This is a genomic window from Mucilaginibacter sp. (assembly GCF_028288225.1).
Taxonomy (GTDB): domain Bacteria; phylum Bacteroidota; class Bacteroidia; order Sphingobacteriales; family Sphingobacteriaceae; genus Mucilaginibacter.
Window position 1 is genome coordinate 1 of the sequence record NZ_JAQBOC010000042.1, and the last position, 18,993, is coordinate 18,993.

The 18,993-nt window shown below is 41.3% G+C and carries 18 protein-coding genes and 1 tRNA gene; 11 read left to right on the forward strand and 8 right to left on the reverse strand.

The window, feature by feature from the left end:
• Positions 1 to 348: 348 nt before the first annotated feature.
• Positions 349 to 825 (reverse strand): Lrp/AsnC ligand binding domain-containing protein, encoded by a 477-nt coding sequence (locus JWQ54_RS12760; protein WP_073403246.1) that lies wholly within the window; start codon positions 823 to 825, stop codon positions 349 to 351.
• 152 nt (positions 826 to 977) lie between these two features.
• Between JWQ54_RS12760 and JWQ54_RS12765 the strand changes: the two genes are divergently transcribed.
• The 3 genes from JWQ54_RS12765 to JWQ54_RS12775 all read left to right on the forward strand — a co-directional run bounded on the left by JWQ54_RS12765 (position 978) and on the right by JWQ54_RS12775 (position 3,937).
• Positions 978 to 1,089, forward strand: a tRNA-Asp gene (locus tag JWQ54_RS12765).
• A 418-nt stretch (positions 1,090 to 1,507) separates the two neighbouring features.
• Positions 1,508 to 2,254, forward strand: coding sequence for a hypothetical protein (locus JWQ54_RS12770; protein WP_299585250.1), 747 nt, complete (start codon positions 1,508 to 1,510; stop codon positions 2,252 to 2,254).
• A gap of 12 nt (positions 2,255 to 2,266) precedes the next feature.
• Positions 2,267 to 3,937 carry an IPT/TIG domain-containing protein gene (locus JWQ54_RS12775; RefSeq protein ID WP_299585252.1) on the forward strand — a complete coding sequence of 557 codons (1,671 nt, stop codon included), beginning with the start codon at positions 2,267 to 2,269 and terminating at the stop codon, positions 3,935 to 3,937.
• A gap of 449 nt (positions 3,938 to 4,386) precedes the next feature.
• On the opposite strand, the gene msrA is transcribed toward JWQ54_RS12775, so the two are convergent.
• From msrA to JWQ54_RS12790, 3 genes are all read right to left on the reverse strand, one after another.
• Entirely contained in the window at positions 4,387 to 4,878 is a 492-nt protein-coding gene (msrA, locus tag JWQ54_RS12780) for a peptide-methionine (S)-S-oxide reductase MsrA (protein WP_299585254.1), read from the reverse strand.
• Between the two features lie 265 nt (positions 4,879 to 5,143).
• Positions 5,144 to 5,845, reverse strand: a complete 702-nt coding sequence (locus JWQ54_RS12785; protein WP_299585256.1) for a LytTR family DNA-binding domain-containing protein — start codon at positions 5,843 to 5,845, stop codon at positions 5,144 to 5,146.
• Entirely contained in the window at positions 5,842 to 6,921 is a 1,080-nt protein-coding gene (locus JWQ54_RS12790) for a sensor histidine kinase (RefSeq protein WP_299585258.1), read from the reverse strand. Before JWQ54_RS12790 ends, JWQ54_RS12785 begins: the two co-directional genes overlap by 4 nt.
• A 156-nt stretch (positions 6,922 to 7,077) precedes the next feature.
• Between JWQ54_RS12790 and JWQ54_RS12795 the strand changes: the two genes are divergently transcribed.
• Positions 7,078 to 8,751, forward strand: a complete 1,674-nt coding sequence (locus tag JWQ54_RS12795; RefSeq protein ID WP_299585260.1) for a S41 family peptidase — start codon at positions 7,078 to 7,080, stop codon at positions 8,749 to 8,751.
• Between the two features lie 183 nt (positions 8,752 to 8,934).
• Here JWQ54_RS12795 and JWQ54_RS12800 read toward each other — a convergent pair whose 3' ends face one another.
• Positions 8,935 to 9,504 (reverse strand): porin family protein, encoded by a 570-nt coding sequence (locus JWQ54_RS12800; RefSeq protein WP_299585262.1) that lies wholly within the window; start codon positions 9,502 to 9,504, stop codon positions 8,935 to 8,937.
• A gap of 188 nt (positions 9,505 to 9,692) precedes the next feature.
• Here JWQ54_RS12800 and JWQ54_RS12805 point away from each other — a divergent pair, with 188 nt between their 5' ends.
• Both JWQ54_RS12805 and JWQ54_RS12810 read left to right on the forward strand, forming a co-directional pair.
• Positions 9,693 to 9,908, forward strand: a complete 216-nt coding sequence (locus JWQ54_RS12805) for a hypothetical protein (RefSeq protein ID WP_299585264.1) — start codon at positions 9,693 to 9,695, stop codon at positions 9,906 to 9,908.
• Positions 9,909 to 9,973: 65 nt separating this feature from the next.
• The gene (locus tag JWQ54_RS12810; RefSeq protein WP_299585266.1) at positions 9,974 to 11,722 is read left to right on the forward strand and encodes a S41 family peptidase; all 1,749 of its coding nucleotides are present in this window, start codon (positions 9,974 to 9,976) and stop codon (positions 11,720 to 11,722) included.
• A 464-nt stretch (positions 11,723 to 12,186) separates the two neighbouring features.
• Here the strand turns inward: JWQ54_RS12810 and JWQ54_RS12815 are convergent, their stop codons facing one another.
• Both JWQ54_RS12815 and greA read right to left on the reverse strand, forming a co-directional pair.
• A complete protein-coding gene (locus JWQ54_RS12815; RefSeq protein ID WP_299585267.1) occupies positions 12,187 to 12,585 on the reverse strand; it encodes an HIT family protein in 399 nt (132 codons plus the stop codon).
• Between the two features lie 155 nt (positions 12,586 to 12,740).
• Positions 12,741 to 13,214 carry a transcription elongation factor GreA gene (gene greA, locus JWQ54_RS12820; RefSeq protein ID WP_299585269.1) on the reverse strand — a complete coding sequence of 158 codons (474 nt, stop codon included), beginning with the start codon at positions 13,212 to 13,214 and terminating at the stop codon, positions 12,741 to 12,743.
• Positions 13,215 to 13,528: 314 nt separating this feature from the next.
• Between greA and panD the strand changes: the two genes are divergently transcribed.
• Positions 13,529 to 13,879 (forward strand): aspartate 1-decarboxylase, encoded by a 351-nt coding sequence (panD, locus tag JWQ54_RS12825; protein WP_299585271.1) that lies wholly within the window; start codon positions 13,529 to 13,531, stop codon positions 13,877 to 13,879.
• Positions 13,880 to 13,934: 55 nt separating this feature from the next.
• Here panD and JWQ54_RS12830 read toward each other — a convergent pair whose 3' ends face one another.
• The gene (locus tag JWQ54_RS12830) at positions 13,935 to 14,462 is read right to left on the reverse strand and encodes a hypothetical protein (protein WP_299585273.1); all 528 of its coding nucleotides are present in this window, start codon (positions 14,460 to 14,462) and stop codon (positions 13,935 to 13,937) included.
• A gap of 515 nt (positions 14,463 to 14,977) precedes the next feature.
• Between JWQ54_RS12830 and JWQ54_RS12835 the strand changes: the two genes are divergently transcribed.
• The 4 genes from JWQ54_RS12835 (at position 14,978) to JWQ54_RS12850 (ending at position 18,920) form a co-directional block, all read left to right on the forward strand.
• On the forward strand, positions 14,978 to 15,826 hold the full coding sequence (locus JWQ54_RS12835; protein WP_299585275.1) for a GH25 family lysozyme: 849 nt from the start codon (positions 14,978 to 14,980) through the stop codon (positions 15,824 to 15,826).
• 505 nt (positions 15,827 to 16,331) lie between these two features.
• Positions 16,332 to 17,270: an alpha/beta hydrolase gene (locus JWQ54_RS12840; RefSeq protein ID WP_299585277.1), complete on the forward strand. Its 939-nt coding sequence runs from the start codon at positions 16,332 to 16,334 to the stop codon at positions 17,268 to 17,270.
• A gap of 289 nt (positions 17,271 to 17,559) precedes the next feature.
• Positions 17,560 to 18,129: a Crp/Fnr family transcriptional regulator gene (locus JWQ54_RS12845; RefSeq protein ID WP_299585278.1), complete on the forward strand. Its 570-nt coding sequence runs from the start codon at positions 17,560 to 17,562 to the stop codon at positions 18,127 to 18,129.
• 71 nt (positions 18,130 to 18,200) lie between these two features.
• Positions 18,201 to 18,920 carry a sterol desaturase family protein gene (locus tag JWQ54_RS12850; RefSeq protein WP_299585281.1) on the forward strand — a complete coding sequence of 240 codons (720 nt, stop codon included), beginning with the start codon at positions 18,201 to 18,203 and terminating at the stop codon, positions 18,918 to 18,920.
• Positions 18,921 to 18,993: the final 73 nt, after the last annotated feature.

Here is an 18,993-nt window from a genome sequence, read left to right on the forward strand (position 1 = left end):
ATAAACTTGTACAGCGCATTTTCTCCTGCGTGAACCAAAATAGAATGTATGAAAAAAATTATCTTATTTTAGTTGCGTAAATCATAGAAATCGAGGTACGAAGCAATCGCATGCTATACAGAGCGAAAAGAAAGTTGTAGAACTTGCACTGGCGATGTGCATGGCGTGCGGTTGCCCTCCGCTAGCCAGCGGATCGCAATGACATACTTTTAATTGACCTTTTTTCATTTTCCCCTTCAGATTTACGCGGGAATTTACTTCTCAGCACGACATGTAATTATTAAAATATTATAAGAAACGCTCCGATACGTCAGGGCGCTTCTGCAAATACCTATATTTTAGTAAACGTTATTCCAAAGTTATTTGCCTCCTGATGCTTTCTTCAAGCGATATAAAAGTTTCTGTTCGCTGGATGCCTTTTACACCCTGGATCTGCTCGTTTAATACCTCGCGCAAATGGGTGGTATCATGGCATACAATTTTGGCAAAAATACTCCAGGCACCGGTTGTGTAATGCAGCTCTACTATTTCTTTTACGGTTTTTAATTGCTTAACCGCCTCGTTGTATTGCGAGCCTTTTTCCAGGAAAATCCCCAAAAATGCCGTTATATCATAGCCTAATTTTTGCGGATCAACCTCTAAACTGGCGCCTTTTATAACACCCATCTCCTCCAATTTTTTCATCCTTACGTGTATAGTTCCGCCGGAAACGATCAATTCTTTAGCGATCTCAGTGTATGGAGTGGTCGCATTTTTCATCAATATTGATAAAATCTGGATATCGAGATTATCAATTTCTAAATTTTGGGCTTTTCTGTGGGACATAAATTTGAAATTCTTTATTAATATACAAGAATAATTAAAATTCGATAAAAATAAAAATATTTCATTGAAATATTTGCAACAAATTGCTATGTCTGTTAGATTTGTAATAAGCAAATGACAAAAGCTTAGCGTTCTTTAAAAAAATAAAACATTGTTGGGTGGTGAAATTTTAGGCAGACACACCTCCTTGTCCCGGTGGCGGAGATTATGGGAAACCCGAAGCGGGCTAACCACTCCTTGAAGGTTCGATTCCTTCCCCAACAGCTTTTAAGTCCGAAGTCGAAAGTCTTCAGTCCAAAGTCGAAAAAGACCCAGGACTAATGACTACTGACTCAAGGCTTATTACAACCCTGTAGGATGGTGAAATTTTTGGCAGACACACCTCCTTGTCGCGGTGGCGAAGATCATGGGAAACTCTTAGCAATAAGAATAACCACTTCGTGGAGGTTCGACTCCTTCTCCTACAGCTCTTCTCATAATTTAGGTTTATAATTGGTTAGCAAAGGCCCCTGCCCATCAGGGGCTTTGCTTATATATAGGGTTTTTATTTGTTGGGATGACAAATAAAATAACCTTTTGCCGGTTGGTGTTTATCGTTTGCAAGTAATTTCGAAATTGCTCAAACCAAGCTAATGCGTGTGAATTTAATTTTCTTTTATATCTTCGCCGCAAACTTTATTACATGAAAAAAATCCTACTTTTTATGGCAGGTGTCTTTGCCAGTATTACAACTTATTCTCAAACTATTAAAACAGACTCTTTAAAATCGTTAAAACCGCAGGCCGGCAATTTTTCCACAGAATTGAATTTTAACCCGTTTAATGGACAACTGAAACTCAACAATTCACTTAACCAGGTAAAGGTTAGGTATTTTGTTAATTCGAGCGTTGCTTTGCGGTTAGGCTTTAACCTCAGCAAAAAAGATTCTACATCGAATTTTAATAACCCCTATGGAGTAAACAGCAGCTTTTATAACGACTCCAGGCACACCACCACCTATGGTGTAAACTTTGGTTTTGAAAAGCACCTCGCCGGTACAAGGAGACTCTCTCCATACATTGGAGCCGATGTATATTATGCTAAAAAGTCATCAAATCAAACTATCGTCAACAATCAATCTACTACTACTGTAAGTGGAGGATGGTTGTCCTACTCTTATAACGGTAATGCCACTATACAAACAGTACAGGAAAATGGCTATTCGCGCTACGGTGTAAATTTGATCTCAGGATTTGACTTTTACATAGCCCCGCACTTTTTCTTCGGCTATGAATTTGGCTTCGATTTAAGCAAGAAAAATTATGATAATGTTAATGTTACTGTAACAGGACAGGGAAGCGGTAATAATAATAACAGCAACAGCACAGTCTCGGCCTTTAATTTCGGCACTAACTTAATGAACGGGATACGTTTAGGGTACAACTTTTAATTCAATAGTAAGATGAAAATAATTTTATATTTCCGTTGGGTTGTATTCTTCCTAATCGGTTTTGCGCTGTTTCAAAGTTGTAAAAAAGACGCTCAAGCTGTTAACCCTGAAGTTCAAACCCTATCGGTTGTTACGTTGTCTCCAAGTAGCGTAACTTTTAAGGGAAGCATTGTTAAAGTTGGAAACTCAAGTGTCCTTGATTATGGATTTGTATACAGCTTCTCCTCAAATTTTGACCAAAATACTGGCACTAAAGTTTCATTTGGTAGTAGTCCGAAGGTGGGAGATTACACCAGGCAGGTTAACGGAATAGTATCAATTAATTCGTATCAAAACACCTTATATGTGCGTGCTTATTTAACTAATAGTAAAGGGACTGTTTTCGGTTCAATGGTAAGCGTTAATATGCCAACGCTTTCGATTGGAAGTGTTAGTCCGCAAAGCGGCAAATCTGGCGACCAGGTGACATTCACAGGGCAATTTTTTTCGCCAACAATTGACCAGATAAATGTTTCATTCGGTAATATGCCGGCAAAAGTTATTTCGGTGTCAGACTCTAAGATCGTAGCGGAGATACCCTCGGGTATACCATCCAGCGATAATAGCCAGATCCAAGTTCAGATAATTATCGGCGGAAGAAATTTAAATGCTGGCACGTCATTCACAATCCTGGCAAATATTAAGGATTTCGCACCAAAAACCGGCCCTATTGGAACCCAAATTACTTTTATAGGAGACAATCTTCCTTCATACTATTCTAATAATTTACAGGTGCTTTTCGGACAAGTACCAGTTTCTATAGGCTATTACAATAACTTACAGGTTGCTGTACCTCCAACTATTACCAGTGATACTTTTCCAATAACGATGATAATTAATGGGAAGTCGACAGTTTTATCAGGTAATTTTAAAGTAACCGCCCCAACAATCACTGCAATATCACCAGCGTCGTCATTAGGCGGAGGTAACTTTGTGATTACAGGGACAAATTTACCCGCAAATTACTCTTATGGCAGTAATCCAACAGCAACACTTGGAAGTACTTTAGTCTATCCAAACATAGCATCCGACACCCAGCTTTCTTTCTCTATTCCTGCTGATATATCGCCCGGCAGTTATACCTTCACGTTGAAAGTTGGTCCTTATACTATTGTTGCGCCACAAAAGCTTAAAGTTATTACTCCTTCGATTTCAACCTTTACGCCATTATCAGGCGGCCCTGGTACAGCGGTAGATATCCAAGGAACGTTTATTCAGGGTCAAGGTTACAATGTGATGTTTGGTTCGATATATTCATATGGTACAGCCAGTTCTTCAACAACCTTGCGGGCGTATGTTCCGGCCGGTGTTCAACCCGGCAATGTGGATCTATCTGTGGTCATAAATGGCCAATCGTTATTAGCTAAGAATAAGTTTAAAGTTGTAGGTCCTTCAATAACATCTTTTTCGCCAACATCGGGTGTGGCTGGTACAGTAATAACAATTAACGGAGCAGGTTTCGATCCTAATACATATAATACCGTCGTGAAATTTGGTACTGTTGCAGCGCCAATTGTAACCGCTACCGGCACTTCAATAAGTGTCATGGTACCATCGAATATACCACCAGGGGCGATGAAATTAAGCGTTATTACTAACGGGCAAACAGTTGTGAGTACAACTAATTTTACAATTACCAATTAAATTACCCGAAAGGCATATTTATATTGACGTTAAATTGTGATATAAATTCAATTCCCGTCGGGATCACAGGAAAAATCAAAGAGGCGCAAGAAATTGCGCCTTTTCTACGTAATGTTTTTTTCAGCGATAAAAGTAATAAGTAAATCATTTCAAATCCCTTACTGGTCGAAGTTTGTAGAACTTCGACCAGTAAGCAGGATGCTATAGATCGAAGTTACGCTTTGCTAAACTTCGACGAGTAAGTAATCTTTACGCGGATTTTAAATCTACATATATTAAATCAGGGATTATAAATCCGGGCTAACAAGGGTTCATCATAAAATGCTGAACTACTATGGCATATAAATGGTTGCTTACAGGCGCTGAAGTATCCGTTGTAAGGATCCTCTGATTCCTCCAGGTATTTCGAAATTTTTTATAAATGATTTATAAAATTTCAGGATTTGTAATTAAGCCAGTTTCCATTCGGGTCTTTCAAAATGACAGGTATATCCGTAGGGGTTCTTTTTTAAATAATCCTGGTGCTCCTCTTCTGCATTCCAAAAATCAGTTGCAGGGACAACTTCCGTTACTATTTTTCCCGGCCATTTACCGGAGGCTTCCATATCTGCGATCAAAGCCCCGGCAGTTTCCTGTTGTGTTTCATTTATAAAAAAAATGGCGGAACGATAAGAAGCGCCGATGTCGTTCCCCTGCCTGTTTCGTGTTGTCGGATCGTGAATTTGAAAAAAATATTCAAGGAGTTCCCGGTACGACAAACGCGCCGGATCAAACAAGATTTCTATGGCTTCAGCATGTGTTCCGTGATTTCGGTAAGTTGCATTGCGGACATCGCCGCCGGTGTATCCTACTACCGTTGAAACAACGCCTGGATAATTTCTGAATAGTTCCTCTACTCCCCAAAAGCACCCCCCCGCCAAAATGGCTTTTTCTGTATTCATATCGCTTTTTCTATAGAATAAAGGTACAGTACAATTGAGTCAACGACAAGTAAAAAAATGCAGGACGATGAACCGTTAAGGGCAACTACTGCCGAAGACATGCTCAAATCATCAACGCTTGTAAAACTCATTTAACCCGCCAATCGCTTCAAATTCCTTATAAAAAGCGCTGGATTTTCCCTTATGGGTTTCAAGCCTTTAATGAAAGTCGGTTGCCTTCATCTCCTTCAAAAAATAAATTAACAACTTGGTTTAATGTCAATGTTTATTCCACATTCCCTAGCTTTTGCGCCAGGCCGTCTTTATAGGTTAGCCCTATGGGCAGGTCGCTATTGTTTATCCGTACAAAATTGCCCTCAACATACTGAATATGACCAAGATTTATGATTGACGACCGGTGGATCCTTACAAACTTACTTGCCGGCAGCAGCGCCTCCAGTTTGTTCATGGTAAGGTAAGTAGTGTACGTTTGTGCGGTAGTGTATACTTTAATATAATCGCCCAGGCTTTCGGCATAAATAATATCCGGATGATCTATCTTTACCAGGCGCTTGTCAACCTTTAAGAAAATATAATTATTCTCATTTCCCTTTGCGGCTATCTCTGCAAGCTCTTCTTTTTTTGGGGAGATCTTCTGCACCGCTTTTATAAAACGTTCAAGTGTTATGGGTTTTAACAGGTAATCAACTGCTTCCAGCTCAAAGGCTTCAACGGCGTACTCCATGTAGGCCGTAGTAAAGATGACTTTAGGTGGATTTTTTATCGACTTAAAAAAATTAAGCCCTGTTATTCCCGGCATCTGGATATCTAAAAACATCAGATCTACCTGCTGCCCATGTAAAACGGCAAAGGCCTGTAATGCACTCTGGCAAACGGCAACGCAGCTAAAATTCGGCAGCTGATCAATGTATGATCCCAATAGCTCCCTGGCAAGCGGTTCGTCATCAACTATAATACAGCGGATCATTTCTTAAAGCTTATGGTTAAAATTACATTAAATGTTTCGCCCGCTTTGTCAATTTCAAGCTGGTGCCTGCCGGGGTAAAGCAGTTCCAGGCGTTTCTTTACATTTTTTAAGCCAATGCCGCCTTCATTTATTTCGGGTTGATGCATGCCTGTTTTTTGTTTTGGGTTTGATGTTTGAAATACCAGCTCGTCATCGTCAATTACCAGCGCTATTTTTACATACTTACCGGGCAGGTCTTTTTGTAATGTATGCTTAAATGCGTTTTCAATAAGGGGCAAAAAAAGCAGGGGTTCTATTTCAATTAATGTTGGATTACCCTGCACAGCAAAATCTACCAGGTTGGGCTCATCGTGCCTGATTCGTTCCAGCTGTACATAGCTGTTAATAAAATTTATCTCCTTTTCAAGCGGCACCTTTTCGTGCTCCGTTTCATAAAGAACGTAACGCATAATTGCCGAAAGATCAGCTATCATGGCCGATGTTTTTGATGATTTTTTTACACTTAACGCATATAAATTATTCAGCGTATTGAAAAAAAAGTGCGGCTGTACCTGCGATTTCAGGTGCGTTAATTCAAGCTTTAGTTTATCGGTTTCCAGCTGGAACATTGCGTGCTGATTTTTGAACAATTGCCTTATTACATATAATGAGGTTGCTGCAAGCAACACGAGGCATGTCCAGCCCAGGTTTTGGATAATATAGGTAATGGTAAAATCCTGCGGGTGGGCGGAGGCCAGGCTCTCGCGGTATGCTTTAGGTACAAAAGGCAACACGCTTACCAGGATGCTTGATAACCGGCCATTGAGCTCATAAACTATAATGTAAACAGGAAAAAGAAGAAAAAATAACCAATACTTTCCTTTCCCAAAGGTAGCGGGCAGCAGCCACCTGTAAAAAAGCAATATGCCTGGGAGGTGCAACAGGTTAACCAATATAAGGCTAAGCGTATGGCTAAACTTATCGAAGATTTGCAAGCCAATGGTAAGCGGCACCATTACGCATATAATAAACAGGTAAAAGACCTCTGTTAACAGTGATTTTTGTTTATAAGTAAGCGATGATAAGCTGGTTTGCATCCCTCAAAATACTTTATTCTTTTTTATAAACGGCAATAATTTTCGATGAACCATTGATTTTGCCCGCTGAATTTTAAAAAGCTGGATTAAACCCGCCATAAACGAGGTTCATCTAATAAATTCGTGCCGGCTGCCCGGCTTTTGCGAATTTGCAGCATGAAAAAACCAATTGCCTTATTTACAATAATAGCTTTAAGCTTAAACAGCCTTTATGCGCAGGATAAGGAGCAGACAAAAGCCCTGGCCACCTTTGCCAAAGTTTGGGGATTTTTAAAATATTATCACCCCGAAGTAGCAAAAGGCAACCCCGATTGGGACAAAGAGCTGATGCGGATGATTCCAATTATAAAAGCGAGCCAAACGGATGAAGCTTTTAATAAAACGCTAACCGAATGGTACAACGCATTGCCAAAAGCTAAACTCTCATCAACTATCACCCAACTGCAAAATGATACCATTATGCGTGTTTTTGATGAAAAGGATATTCGGCGTTTTGGTATCACCGGAAACTTACAGAATGAATTAACAAGGCTTTACCTGTATCACATCCCCGATTCGAACAAGTTTATAGATAATCATTACAAAGAGATCCGGTTTGATTATATCTATCATAAGGAAGACCCGTTGGCTGCTCCTGCCTACCCGGATGAGGTGCATCGTTTACTGGCACTGTTCCGGTATTGGAATATCATCAACTATTTTTATCCCCATAAAAAAATAAACGCATCACATTGGAACGATGTGCTTGCTGATTTTATACCGCGTTTTATTACAGCTGCCAATGCTGATGATTACCGCAGAACGTTTTTGATGCTTACAGCACAAATAAAGGATAGTCATTCGTTTTACAAACAGCAGGAATGGAACAATGCGCACGACCGCATGAACGCCCCATTTACTACTTATTATATTGACGGCAAATATTTTATTGGGGATAGCCGGTACGATTTGCTGATGAAGCAGCAGGACTTAAAAGTGGGTGATGAAATAGTAAGCGTTAATAGTAAGCCTGTGAAAGAAAGAGTGAATGAACTAATGCCATTTACTGCGGGGACCAACCAGCTCTCGGTTTATAGAAATATTGCGGGCAGCCTTTTTAAAACAGATACCAACCATACAATGCCCGTAACCATTAAAAGACAGGGCAGCCTGATAGAAAAAACAATTCGTCTTTATACCTGGCCCGAATTAAACCGGTATAGTAAAGATCACCCTTTAAAGCTTTGGGAAAATATGGGCAAAGGTATTTGGTATGTAAGGATCTGCGAAATTGAAAACCCTGATACATTAAAAAAGCTATTTACCGATCTCCAACAGGCAAAGGTTGTTATGTGGGACATGCGATCATACCCTAAATTTAAGGTGATGCAGGTAATTAGCAGCGGTTTATTTGCACAGGAGCCAGAAACCACCGTTTACTATAACGGGATGCTTTTTTATCCCGGTGCTTTTGCTAAACATGCGGGGCTGGCTTATGACAAGCTGAGCACCTCAAAGCTGCTGCTATACAAAGGGCGAATGATCGTGCTGGTTAATGAGCAAACCCAAAGCCTGGCCGAAAGTGCTGCGTACGAGCTTAGGTTCAGGCCGAATACCATTATAATGGGGCGGCAAACCGCGGGCACTACGGGTAATATCTTATTTGTTGATTACCCGGGTGGTATTGAGGCATCATATACCGCCGTAAAAACCATAGGCTTAAACGATAGCTTTAGTGAAGGCAAAGGTGTTAAAATTGATAAAAAAATAAAGCTTAGTGGTGATAAGCTGTTAAAGTATCCTGATTACATGCTGGAAATGGCATATGAATTGGGGTTGAAAGGGTTGTAGTTGTTGAAAGGGTTGTAGAGAGTGATAAAGCCTTTAATGTATAAAAAAATCCCGGCTGTTATCAGCCGGGATTTTTTTGTTGTAGGATTTTGGGATGATGTTTAATTGGAAGAGTATCGGTTTCAATAACCTTTCAAACCCTTACAACAACTGCAACCTTTACAACCCTTTTCAACAACCTACTTACAGTAACTTAAATCCAACGCTCAGCGCCCACAGATTTTGACGCTGGCCAAAGTCGGAATTAATTTTGGTTAGGCCGCCCTCGTAACGAAAATCGGCTGTAATAGCGCCAATATCAACACCTGCACCAGCCTGGAAACCGAGTGTGCTGTTTTTGTAATGCCCAAAATCGGCATAGGCATTATTAAGGCTTTGTGATAGGCTTTTGCTTAATACAGAGGTATAAACAGGCCCGGCCATTATTCTGAAATTCAGGTTTTTTTCGCCAAAAGAGTGACCTATCAATACTGGAACGTTCAGGTTTGTAAAATGAGCATTACCGCTTACCGAGTTATCGCTGGAATGAAATTCGCCGCCTGTTCCGCTCACATAAAGCTCTGGTTGTAAATAAAGAGCGCTGCCAAAGCGGGTAAAAATACCGGCCTGGTAACCAGTACGGCTTGATGAGCTCAGGTTATCGGTATTGATTTTTGAAAAATTCACACCACCTTTAATCCCTAACGAGAATTGTGCCTGTGCGCTGACGCATACCGCTATCAGCAGTGCGGCACTTAATAGAATCCTTTTCATAAATTTCAATTTAAGTTTACATGTTTTGAAACCGGCACCGGTAGTGTGCGCAGCCTCATTGTTTTTCATAATTAATTTACCAAATGTTTAATTGAATAAATAATTACATTATCTTAACAATAGCCTTGCCAAAAAATTAGTGGGTGGCACGTTCTATTTTTATATTTTTGTTGAAAATAAAATTAATCATGGCTGAGATAAGTATCACCAATAAAGAGTGGGAACGTGTTAAAATTAAGATCCAACGTAAGTATAACCACCTCACAGACGAGCAGTTACAATATGCCGAGGGGCAGGAAGAAGGCCTGATAAGCAAGCTGATGCAGTTGGTTAACCGCGACAGGAAGTATGTACTATTTACCCTGAAAAAGGCGTTAGTGAATATAGACAATAACCGTTTGTAAAACAGCGGGATATAAAAACTGTTGTACTTTTTTGTAGCTTTATATTTTTAAAATTAAGTTTAAGGATGAATAAGGGTAAGGTGATTTTGAGTAAATATAAAAAACTGTTGTTTTTTACAGGCATCCTTGTGCTGGCTTTTTGTACATGGAGCTTTAAGGACGATCTTTTCCAGCTGTCAAAAAACCTGGATGTGTTTGCTTCTGTATACAAAGAGGTTAATATTAACTACGTTGATGATATTAATTCGGCAAAAATGATAAAGACCGGCGTAGATGCTATGCTGGATGGTTTGGATCCCTACACTGAATTTGTTCCCGAATCGGAAATTGAAGACTATAAACTACACTATGTTAGTACACAATATGGTGGAATAGGCGCCGGCATTTTTACGCGCAATGGAAAAGTGTTTGTTTCTGATGTGTTTTTGGGTTTCCCTGCCCAAAAGGCTGATATCCGCCCTGGCGACCAGTTGGTTAAAATAAATGACATAACCCTTGATGGTAAAAACAACGACCAGGTAAGTCTTTTACTTAAAGGTGCAAAGGGCGCTACAATAAAACTGCTTGTTAAGCGCGAAACCGACGAAAAGCCTGTTGAAAAGGATTTGGTGCGTGACGAAATTAAACAGCCAAATGTATCTTACTCGGGCATGGTTGATGGCAATATGGGTTATATTAAGCTTGATAAGTTCCTTGAAAACTCAGCCGAAGAGGTTACCAATGCCCTTACCAATATAAAAAAGAATAACCCCAGCGGCGTCATCCTTGACTTACGCTCTAACGGTGGCGGGATCCTGCAGGAAGCTGTAAAAATTGTTAATCTGTTTGTGCCGAAGGATGTTGAGGTAGTATCGCAAAAGGGTAAAATAAAAGAGAAGAACTTTACTTACAATACCGTAAGCGCACCGCTTGAACCTAATTTGCCGTTGGTTGTACTGGTTAACAGTCACTCTGCTTCGGCATCTGAAATTGTTGCCGGCTCGTTACAGGATCTTGACCGTGCCATTATCATTGGTCAGCGCAGCTATGGCAAAGGCCTGGTACAGCAAACGTTTAACCTGCCTTATAACAGTCTGGTAAAAATTACCATTGCCAAATATTACGTGCCATCGGGCCGCTGCATCCAGGAGATTGATTATTCCCACCGCAAGGACGATGGCAGCGTTGTTAAGGTCGCTGATTCATTGATCCACGAGTTTAAAACCAAAAATGGCCGCTCTGTTTATGATGGCAGCGGTATTTACCCTGATATTTTTGTAAAACAGGAGCGTTTTGCCAATGTTACCCAGGCGCTGGTGGGCAAATTGTTTGTATTTGATTATGCCAACCGTTACCGCAACACACATGCAAGCATTGATAACAGCAAAAAATTTACGTTAAGCGATGCTGACTATGCTGATTTTGTGAAATTTCTGGATGGGAAGAACTACAGCTACAACACCACGTCTGAAAAAGTACTGGCTACATTAAAAACCGAGGCGACCAAAGAAAAACAGTTTGGCGAGATCCAGACAGAATATGATGCTTTGAAAGTAAAAATGGCCGCCAGTAAAAAGAACGATCTGCAACAGCATAAAGACGAAATAAAACAGGTGCTTGAAAACGAAATAGCCGGCCGTTTCTATTTTGAAAAAGGCCGTTACGAGTCTAATTTTAAGTATGACAAGGAACTTGCACAGGCCGTAAAGGTAATGCAGGATAAAGACATGATGGCCTCCATACTAAAAGGCGAAGGCAATTATAAAGTGATTGGCAAACCTGTTTTGGCAATGGCCGCTAAAAAGGTTGCTGATCCGGATGCTGAAGAGCAATAATTATCTTTTGTTATAACGGATGTAGGCGCGGAATTTGGCTAAAGCCCTATTTTGATCGCCCATTACCCGTTGGCTGAAGCCAAACGGCAATGAATAAAAAATAGCAAACAACTTCATTGCCGTCACTTTTTAAGTGACGGATAGGATAAATGAGTGACTAAGGGCTTTAGCCAAAAAATCAGCAGGTTAGCGACAATTGCATATGCACCTTTTCTAAAGATTTAAAATCAATCGTTTAGAAAAGGGGTATTTTAACTTTATTGCGGATCGCGCCCGCAGGATGAATTTGAATTGCGCCCTAATCGTTATTATCAGTTGAATTTACAGGGTAAACATCGTTAAAAGCCTCAATAGTATACTTTCCAATTGTAGCCCTATTCATTACTTCAAATTACTCTTGCTTATATCATCCGCACATTCGCACATCATTTACATCATCCGCACATTTGCATATCTGCACATCATTATTCCTGCTTCAAAGCTTCCCTGATCTTATTCGTTGTAGTTTCCAATTGCTCAGGCGTAAAGCTAAGTTTAGGGCGTGAAAAGTTCATATCATCAACCCTGTTCATCGGGATTAAATGAATATGCGCATGAGGTACCTCAAGGCCGATAACGGCTACACCAACTTTCATGCACGGTATGGCTTTTTTTATGCCTCCGGCAACAATTTTAGCAAAGATCTGCAGGCCTGTATACAGCTCATCGTCCAGGTCGAACAGGTAATCAATCTCCTTTTTAGGGATTACCAGCACGTGCCCTTCGGCAAGCGGGTTAATATCCAGGAATGCCAAAAAATCGATAGTTTCGGCAACCTTGTAAGCCGGAATCTCGCCTGATACTATTTTTGAGAAAATGGTCATGGTTAAGTTGATTGGGTGAGTAGTTGATTGGGTTGATTAAGTTGTATTTGGAGTTATGGATTAGGTCGATTTTCTGCGTTTGATCTTTTCGGACTTTACTGACTTTCCGACTTAAAAAAACCACTCACTTAATCAACCCAATCCAACTTAATCAACTATCTTGATATCTCCATTATTTCAAATTCCATTTTACCGGCTGGTACAGTTATTTCAATTGTTTCGCCTACTTTTTTGCCCAATAAGCCTTTAGCTATTGGCGATGCTACCGATATTTTGCCCGATTTCAGGTCGGCCTCATTTTCTGATACCAGCTGGTAGCTCATTACGCCGCCATTTTTAACATTTTTTATTTTAACAATAGATAGTGCCAGTACTTTTGATGCGTCTATTTTCGATTCATCAAGCAGGCGGGCATTCGCCAGCATTTCGCCCATTTTGGAAATTTTTGCTTCATGCAGTCCCTGCGCCTCTTTTGCAGCATCATATTCTGCATTTTCCGACAGGTCGCCTTTGTCACGCGCCTCGGCTATTGCCTTACTAATGTTGGTCCGGCCTGTAGTTTTCAGTTCGTGTAATTCTTTCTTTAAATTTTCTAAACCTTCTTTGGTATAATATGCTACCTCTGCCATAACGCACAAATTAAATTTTATTAATACTAAGTTCTCGTGGTTGCCCCAAAAAAAAACCGCCCCCCTGTTTTAAGAAGGACGCAATGACGTTCTTTTAAAAAGCAAACAAGACTATATGGACAGCGCCTACATAGTCTTGCTTTTGTGTAAAACGAAGATAAGTCATTTAAGTTTTAATATCCAAATATTTTTTGCGTGCCACAGAGACCAGAGGTTAGAGATCAGAGGTTAGTTGTTCGGTTTCAAAAAGTTGCACATTCCTGACTAATCTCTGATCTCTAACCACTATCAGCAATTATTTCTAACTTTGCCTTATGATAATTGAAGTATTAAAATCCAAGCTTCACCGGGTAAGGGTAACACAGGCCGAACTGAATTATGTAGGCAGTATTACTATTGATGAAGATTTGTTGGATGCGGCTAATATTATAGCTAATGAAAAGGTGCAAATTGTAAATAATAATAATGGCGCCCGTTTTGAAACCTATGTTATAAAAGGCGAACGCGGTACCGGTACTATCTGCTTAAATGGTGCAACAGCCAGGCTGGCACAGGTGGGAGATATTGTGATCATTATGTCGTACGCATACATGGAAGTTGATGAGGCACGGCAATACGAGCCGATATTGATCTTTCCGGATAACGATAATAAATTAATAAAGTAAATAAAGGATTTTCTGCTTTTGGAATCTTCTTGTGGGAGAGGGCGCGGGCGAGACCCTAATTTGATGGGTAAGCGCCAAGCCCCAATACCAGGTGCAGACTTACATCTGTATCGATATGGTTGCGCAGTTTGTAGACCATTTTTATCCTTACCTGCGGCTCGCGCGCCCGCTGATCTAAAAAGGTTGAATTATCAATATCCAAAACCAGGCCGTTGCCAACCCCGGCAGTTATGTCTGACCGGGATGCTACCAAAACCTCTTCACTGCCATCAGCCTTTGCCATATAAACCCTTACCGAAACCAAATTGCCAATGTTAAAATCAGAAGGATCTTTTGATTCCAGCCTGGCCGATACCATTCTTACCTCGCTTATTTTGGCGCCGTTATTCCCGTCCTTCCTAAAATCCTGGTCGAAACTGGTGGCCATGCCTGTTACAGAAAGGTCTTCGCCCACCTTTGATGTTTTTGGGATTACAACGGTTGTAGTATAAGGGAAAGTTGACTTTACAATAGATTGCATCATGGCACAGCTGCCGGAAACCAATGGTAAAATAAGTGAAATAAATAAAACGATCCTTCTCATAATTATATCTCTCTCTGGTTTATCTAGCTGGCGGAGAATCCGCACATAAAGCTAATGTAATAATTGTGTTAAATTTTGGCATTTTCAACTATTTGGCAATTAATATTTTATAAAATCACAACAATTCCATCTTTGATAATGTTCAGGATATTTCTTTGATAAAAATTAAAAAATAAGGGACATTTAGTCATGTCTTTGCTGTTTTTTCTAAACCTTGATTTTCCTGGTCACGCCCTTGTTGGTGTTGTCACCAACAAGCGGAAAGCGCTTATGGTTTGGACTATACGTTTGACATATCAGAATTCAGATTAGTATTACACTCCGCTGTCTGGTACACACCATGGGCATCATCCGTTTGTTGGTGACAACACCAACAACGGCGGGAGAGCCTCCTAATGATATGTATTATTATTTATTGCGTTTGCCCTAATCATCCACTATAAAAAACTTGCAGCAATTAATTTATTGATTTATATTTATAGCACTAAATTTACTTATTAACCTGAAACCTTACCATGAATACACTTTCAAACGGATCAAGCGGCGGCGAAGTAACCATGTTGCAGCGCGCACTTTCACTATTGGGCTATAACTGCACTGTTGACGGAAGCTTTGGCCCGGGAACACAAGCCGCTGTAGAACAATTTCAAACAGCACAGGGCCTTATAGCCGATGGCGTAGCCGGCCCTGCGACCTGGGGTGCGCTGGATAACCTGGCCCCGCAGGGGATGGACATTTCACACCATAATGGAACCATCGGGTGGAGCAGCCTGTCGCCGCACATTCAATTTGTTTATAGCAAATACAGCCAGGGGGCAACCTACAAAGATCCCATGTTTAGCACTAACCTCAGTTCTATCCAACAAAATGGGCTTTTGTACGGCGCCTATCATTTTCTCACTTTCCAGGACTCTGCCCAGGTACAGGCGGATAATTTTTTAGCTTGCTGGCCATCTTTTTCAGGCCCGGGCGTGCTGCCGCCGGTGCTGGATGTTGAGTGGCAGGTTGGCAGCGATGACGCGGAAACAAATCAGCTTAATGATTACATCACCAATAATAAAAACACCTGTGTGCAAATAATAGCCGACTGGCTGAATATAGTATCAGCACAAACCGGGCGCACGCCTTTAATTTATACCGCCAAGGGCTTTTGGAACGAGTATTTTAACGGGATAAGCCAGTTTAGCAATAACCCGCTCTGGATTCCGGCCTACCAGCAGCAGGTTCCCGGGCTACCCCAACCAGGTTGGACCAAATATGCAATATGGCAATATTCGGAAAATGCCTCTATCCCGGGCGTTAGCGGCGGCAGTTTGGATCTGGATATTTTTAACGGGGATCTTGCTGCGTTGAAAAGCCTGTAATAAGGGGAACTTGCAGTAACATGACCCGCTGAGCATTACTATGCTTTTGCTGATGCCGGCAAAGCGTTCCATTTTCACGCGGAACGGGTGGAACAAAGTGGAACATTCTCATTATCAATATATTCCATTTTTACACATTCTAAATCCCTGATAATCAGGCGTTCCGTAATTGAATGTTTTTTGATGGGTTTGTGTAATTGGTTTATAATCAGCGTGTTTCACTTTACTCCATGCGTTCCATGGGGGCTTGTCCGCTTTTGGGTTTACACTCCCGTCTCCGCAGGGTCTCTCGCAGAGGACCCTGCGATGGTTTGCAGTGATATAGGAGTGGAGTTTGATCTTGCGCATACCTGGCAAGCGGCGCAGGGTCCCTTTCAGGAGACCCTGCGGGGACGAAACGAGGATTAAATATAAGGTAAGGTTATACTTTAACTGATTAATAATCACTATTTTTAATAAATATTGCCAGGTAACCCATTCTTTAACCGAGCTAAAAAATCCTAATATGAAAAAGACAGTAATTCAATACATGAGTCTAACATTTTTATTTATGTTTACTATAACGGCTGTACGCGCAACGGAAAGCAGGGATATCAAGGCTGCTTCGCCTCCACCAGGATTTAAACATCAATACGCAAAGGTTAACGGGGTTAAAATTCACTATGTTATTGGCGGGAAAGGCGAACCCTTATTACTGGTTCATGGCTTCGGACAAAACTGGTACATGTGGAACCGTTTGTTGCCCGAGCTTTCGAAATATTTCACCGTGATCGCACCTGATTTGAGGGGTGTTGGCGAATCAGGCAAACCCGCCGGCGGATACGACAAAAAAAATATGGCCGTTGACCTGCATGAATTGATGAAGCAATTAGGTTACCGGCATATTAACCTTGCCGGGCATGATATCGGTTTAATGGTTGCCTACGCTTATGCAGCGCAATTTCAAGGTGAGGTAAAAAAGATCGCGTTAATGGATGCTTTATTGCCGGGTGTAGAACCGGTATGGAGCCAGGTGCGTTCCCAGGCCTGGTGGTTTGGTTTTTTCGCAATGCCTAACTCAGGACAAATTGTTGCGGGCAAAGCCGGCCTTTTTCTGAAAAGTTTCTGGCCGGTAGTTGGCTACGTAAAAAATCCCTTTACCAAAACGGAGGAAAATGAGTTTATCAGGGCCTATTCGGTACCGGGCGCTACTACAGGAGCCTTCCACTGGTTTGGCGAATTTAACCAGGATGCAAAGGATAACCTGCAATTAATGAAAACCAAACTTTCGATGCACTTACTTGCCCTTGGGGCTGATCACTCAGCCGGATCATACCTGGCAGCTCACTCGCGCCTGGTGGCGACAAACGTAAAAGAAGTTATTGTTAAAGGCTCGGGGCACTGGATTGTTCAGGAACAAACTGCACAAGTGCAAAAAGCGCTGTTGGATTTCTTTTTGAATTAATTAAGGGAAAGTCCGAAAATAATGTGTTATCAGCGAAGAATCACAAAGCGTTCTATGGAACGTGAATCCTTTATGTTCCCGTCTCCGCCGGGTCTCTCGCAGAGGACCCTGCGATGGTTTGCAGCGATATAGGAGTGGAGTGTGTCTCGCGCATACCTGGCATGCGGCGCAGGGTCCCTTTCAGGAGACCCTGCGGGGACAAAACAATTCCATCTTTGCTAATGTTCCCGATATTTCTTTAATAAAAATTAAAAAATATGGTCTCAATGCCGTAATTTACGGCATAGCTATGGAAACTGCCAATCTTTTAAATACCCTAAACAGCATCGCAATATTGTCTGAAAGCCTCCAGGATCAGATAAAGGCCTGTTTAGTAGAGGAGCATTTCACCCGGAAAAGCCATTTACTAAAAGAGGGGCAGGTATCGCAACGCATCTACTTCATAAAAAAGGGGTTTATCCGGGCCTATTATCACAAAGGAAACAGCGAATTTTCTACCTGGTTTATGGGCGAAGGCGAGTTCATTATCTCCGTTTACAGCTTTTTTTCAAGGAAGCCCTCGTTTGAAAATATTGAGGTGCTGGAAGATTGCACCCTGCAGTCCATCAATTGGGATCAGCTGCAATTACTTTATAAACAACATCCGGAGTTTAACCTCACAGGCAGGATAATTACCGAACAATACTACATCCGCAGCGAAGAAAGGGCTATCAACCTGCAAACCCTTACCGCGAAACAACGCTATGAAAAACTGCTTGCAGATTATCCGGGCATCCTCCAAAAGACAACATTAGGACAGATTGCTTCCTACCTAAGTATCAAACAGGAAACCCTGAGCAGGATAAGAGGACGTAAATAAACTTTTTGACTTTGGTCAAAACTTATTGCCTTGTTTGGCAGCGAGATTTGATGGAACAAAAAAAGAAAATCATGCTTATCATTATCTTATCCTCATTTGCACTCTGCTTCCTTATTGAAAGGCTTACCCCGGGCTGGAAGCTACCCGAAGTACCCACCTGGACAATCCGTGTGCTTGCTATAAATTTCGTTCAATTACTGGTGGTGGTTGCTGCCGGCTTCAGTTGGGAAAAATGGCTGTCGGCCTGGTCAGTTTTTAAACTTTCGCAGCATGTGCCCAACTGGCTGGGCGGGGTGCTGGCCTACTTTATAGCAACCTTTATTTTTTACTGGTGGCACAGGTGGCGCCATGAAAGTGATTACCTGTGGCGTCATTTTCACCAGATCCACCACAGCGCACAAAGGATTGAGGTAATCACCTCATTTTACAAACACCCTTTGGAGATGACGGTCAATTCAATCATTGGCAGTCTGCTGGTTTATACCTTGCTGGGCTTAAATCCGGAAGCTGGGGCAATTTATACCTTGTGTACTGCGCTTGGCGAATTCTTTTATCATACCAATATTAAAACCCCAAAATGGGTAGGTTATATTTTTCAGCGGCCCGAAATGCACCGCATCCACCATGAATATGAAAAGCATACCAGCAATTACGGTGACATTGTTTGGTGGGATATGTTATTTGGCACTTATAGCAACCCAAAAGAATTTACCACATCATGCGGTTTCGATATGGATAAAGAACTCCAGCTGGTGGACATGTTGAAGTTTAAGGATGTGCATAAGGAGTAGGTTTTAGTTGGCTGGGTTAGAATTGATCCGGCAACTTTTTCTTCATACAAATATTTCTACACCTTAATTATTA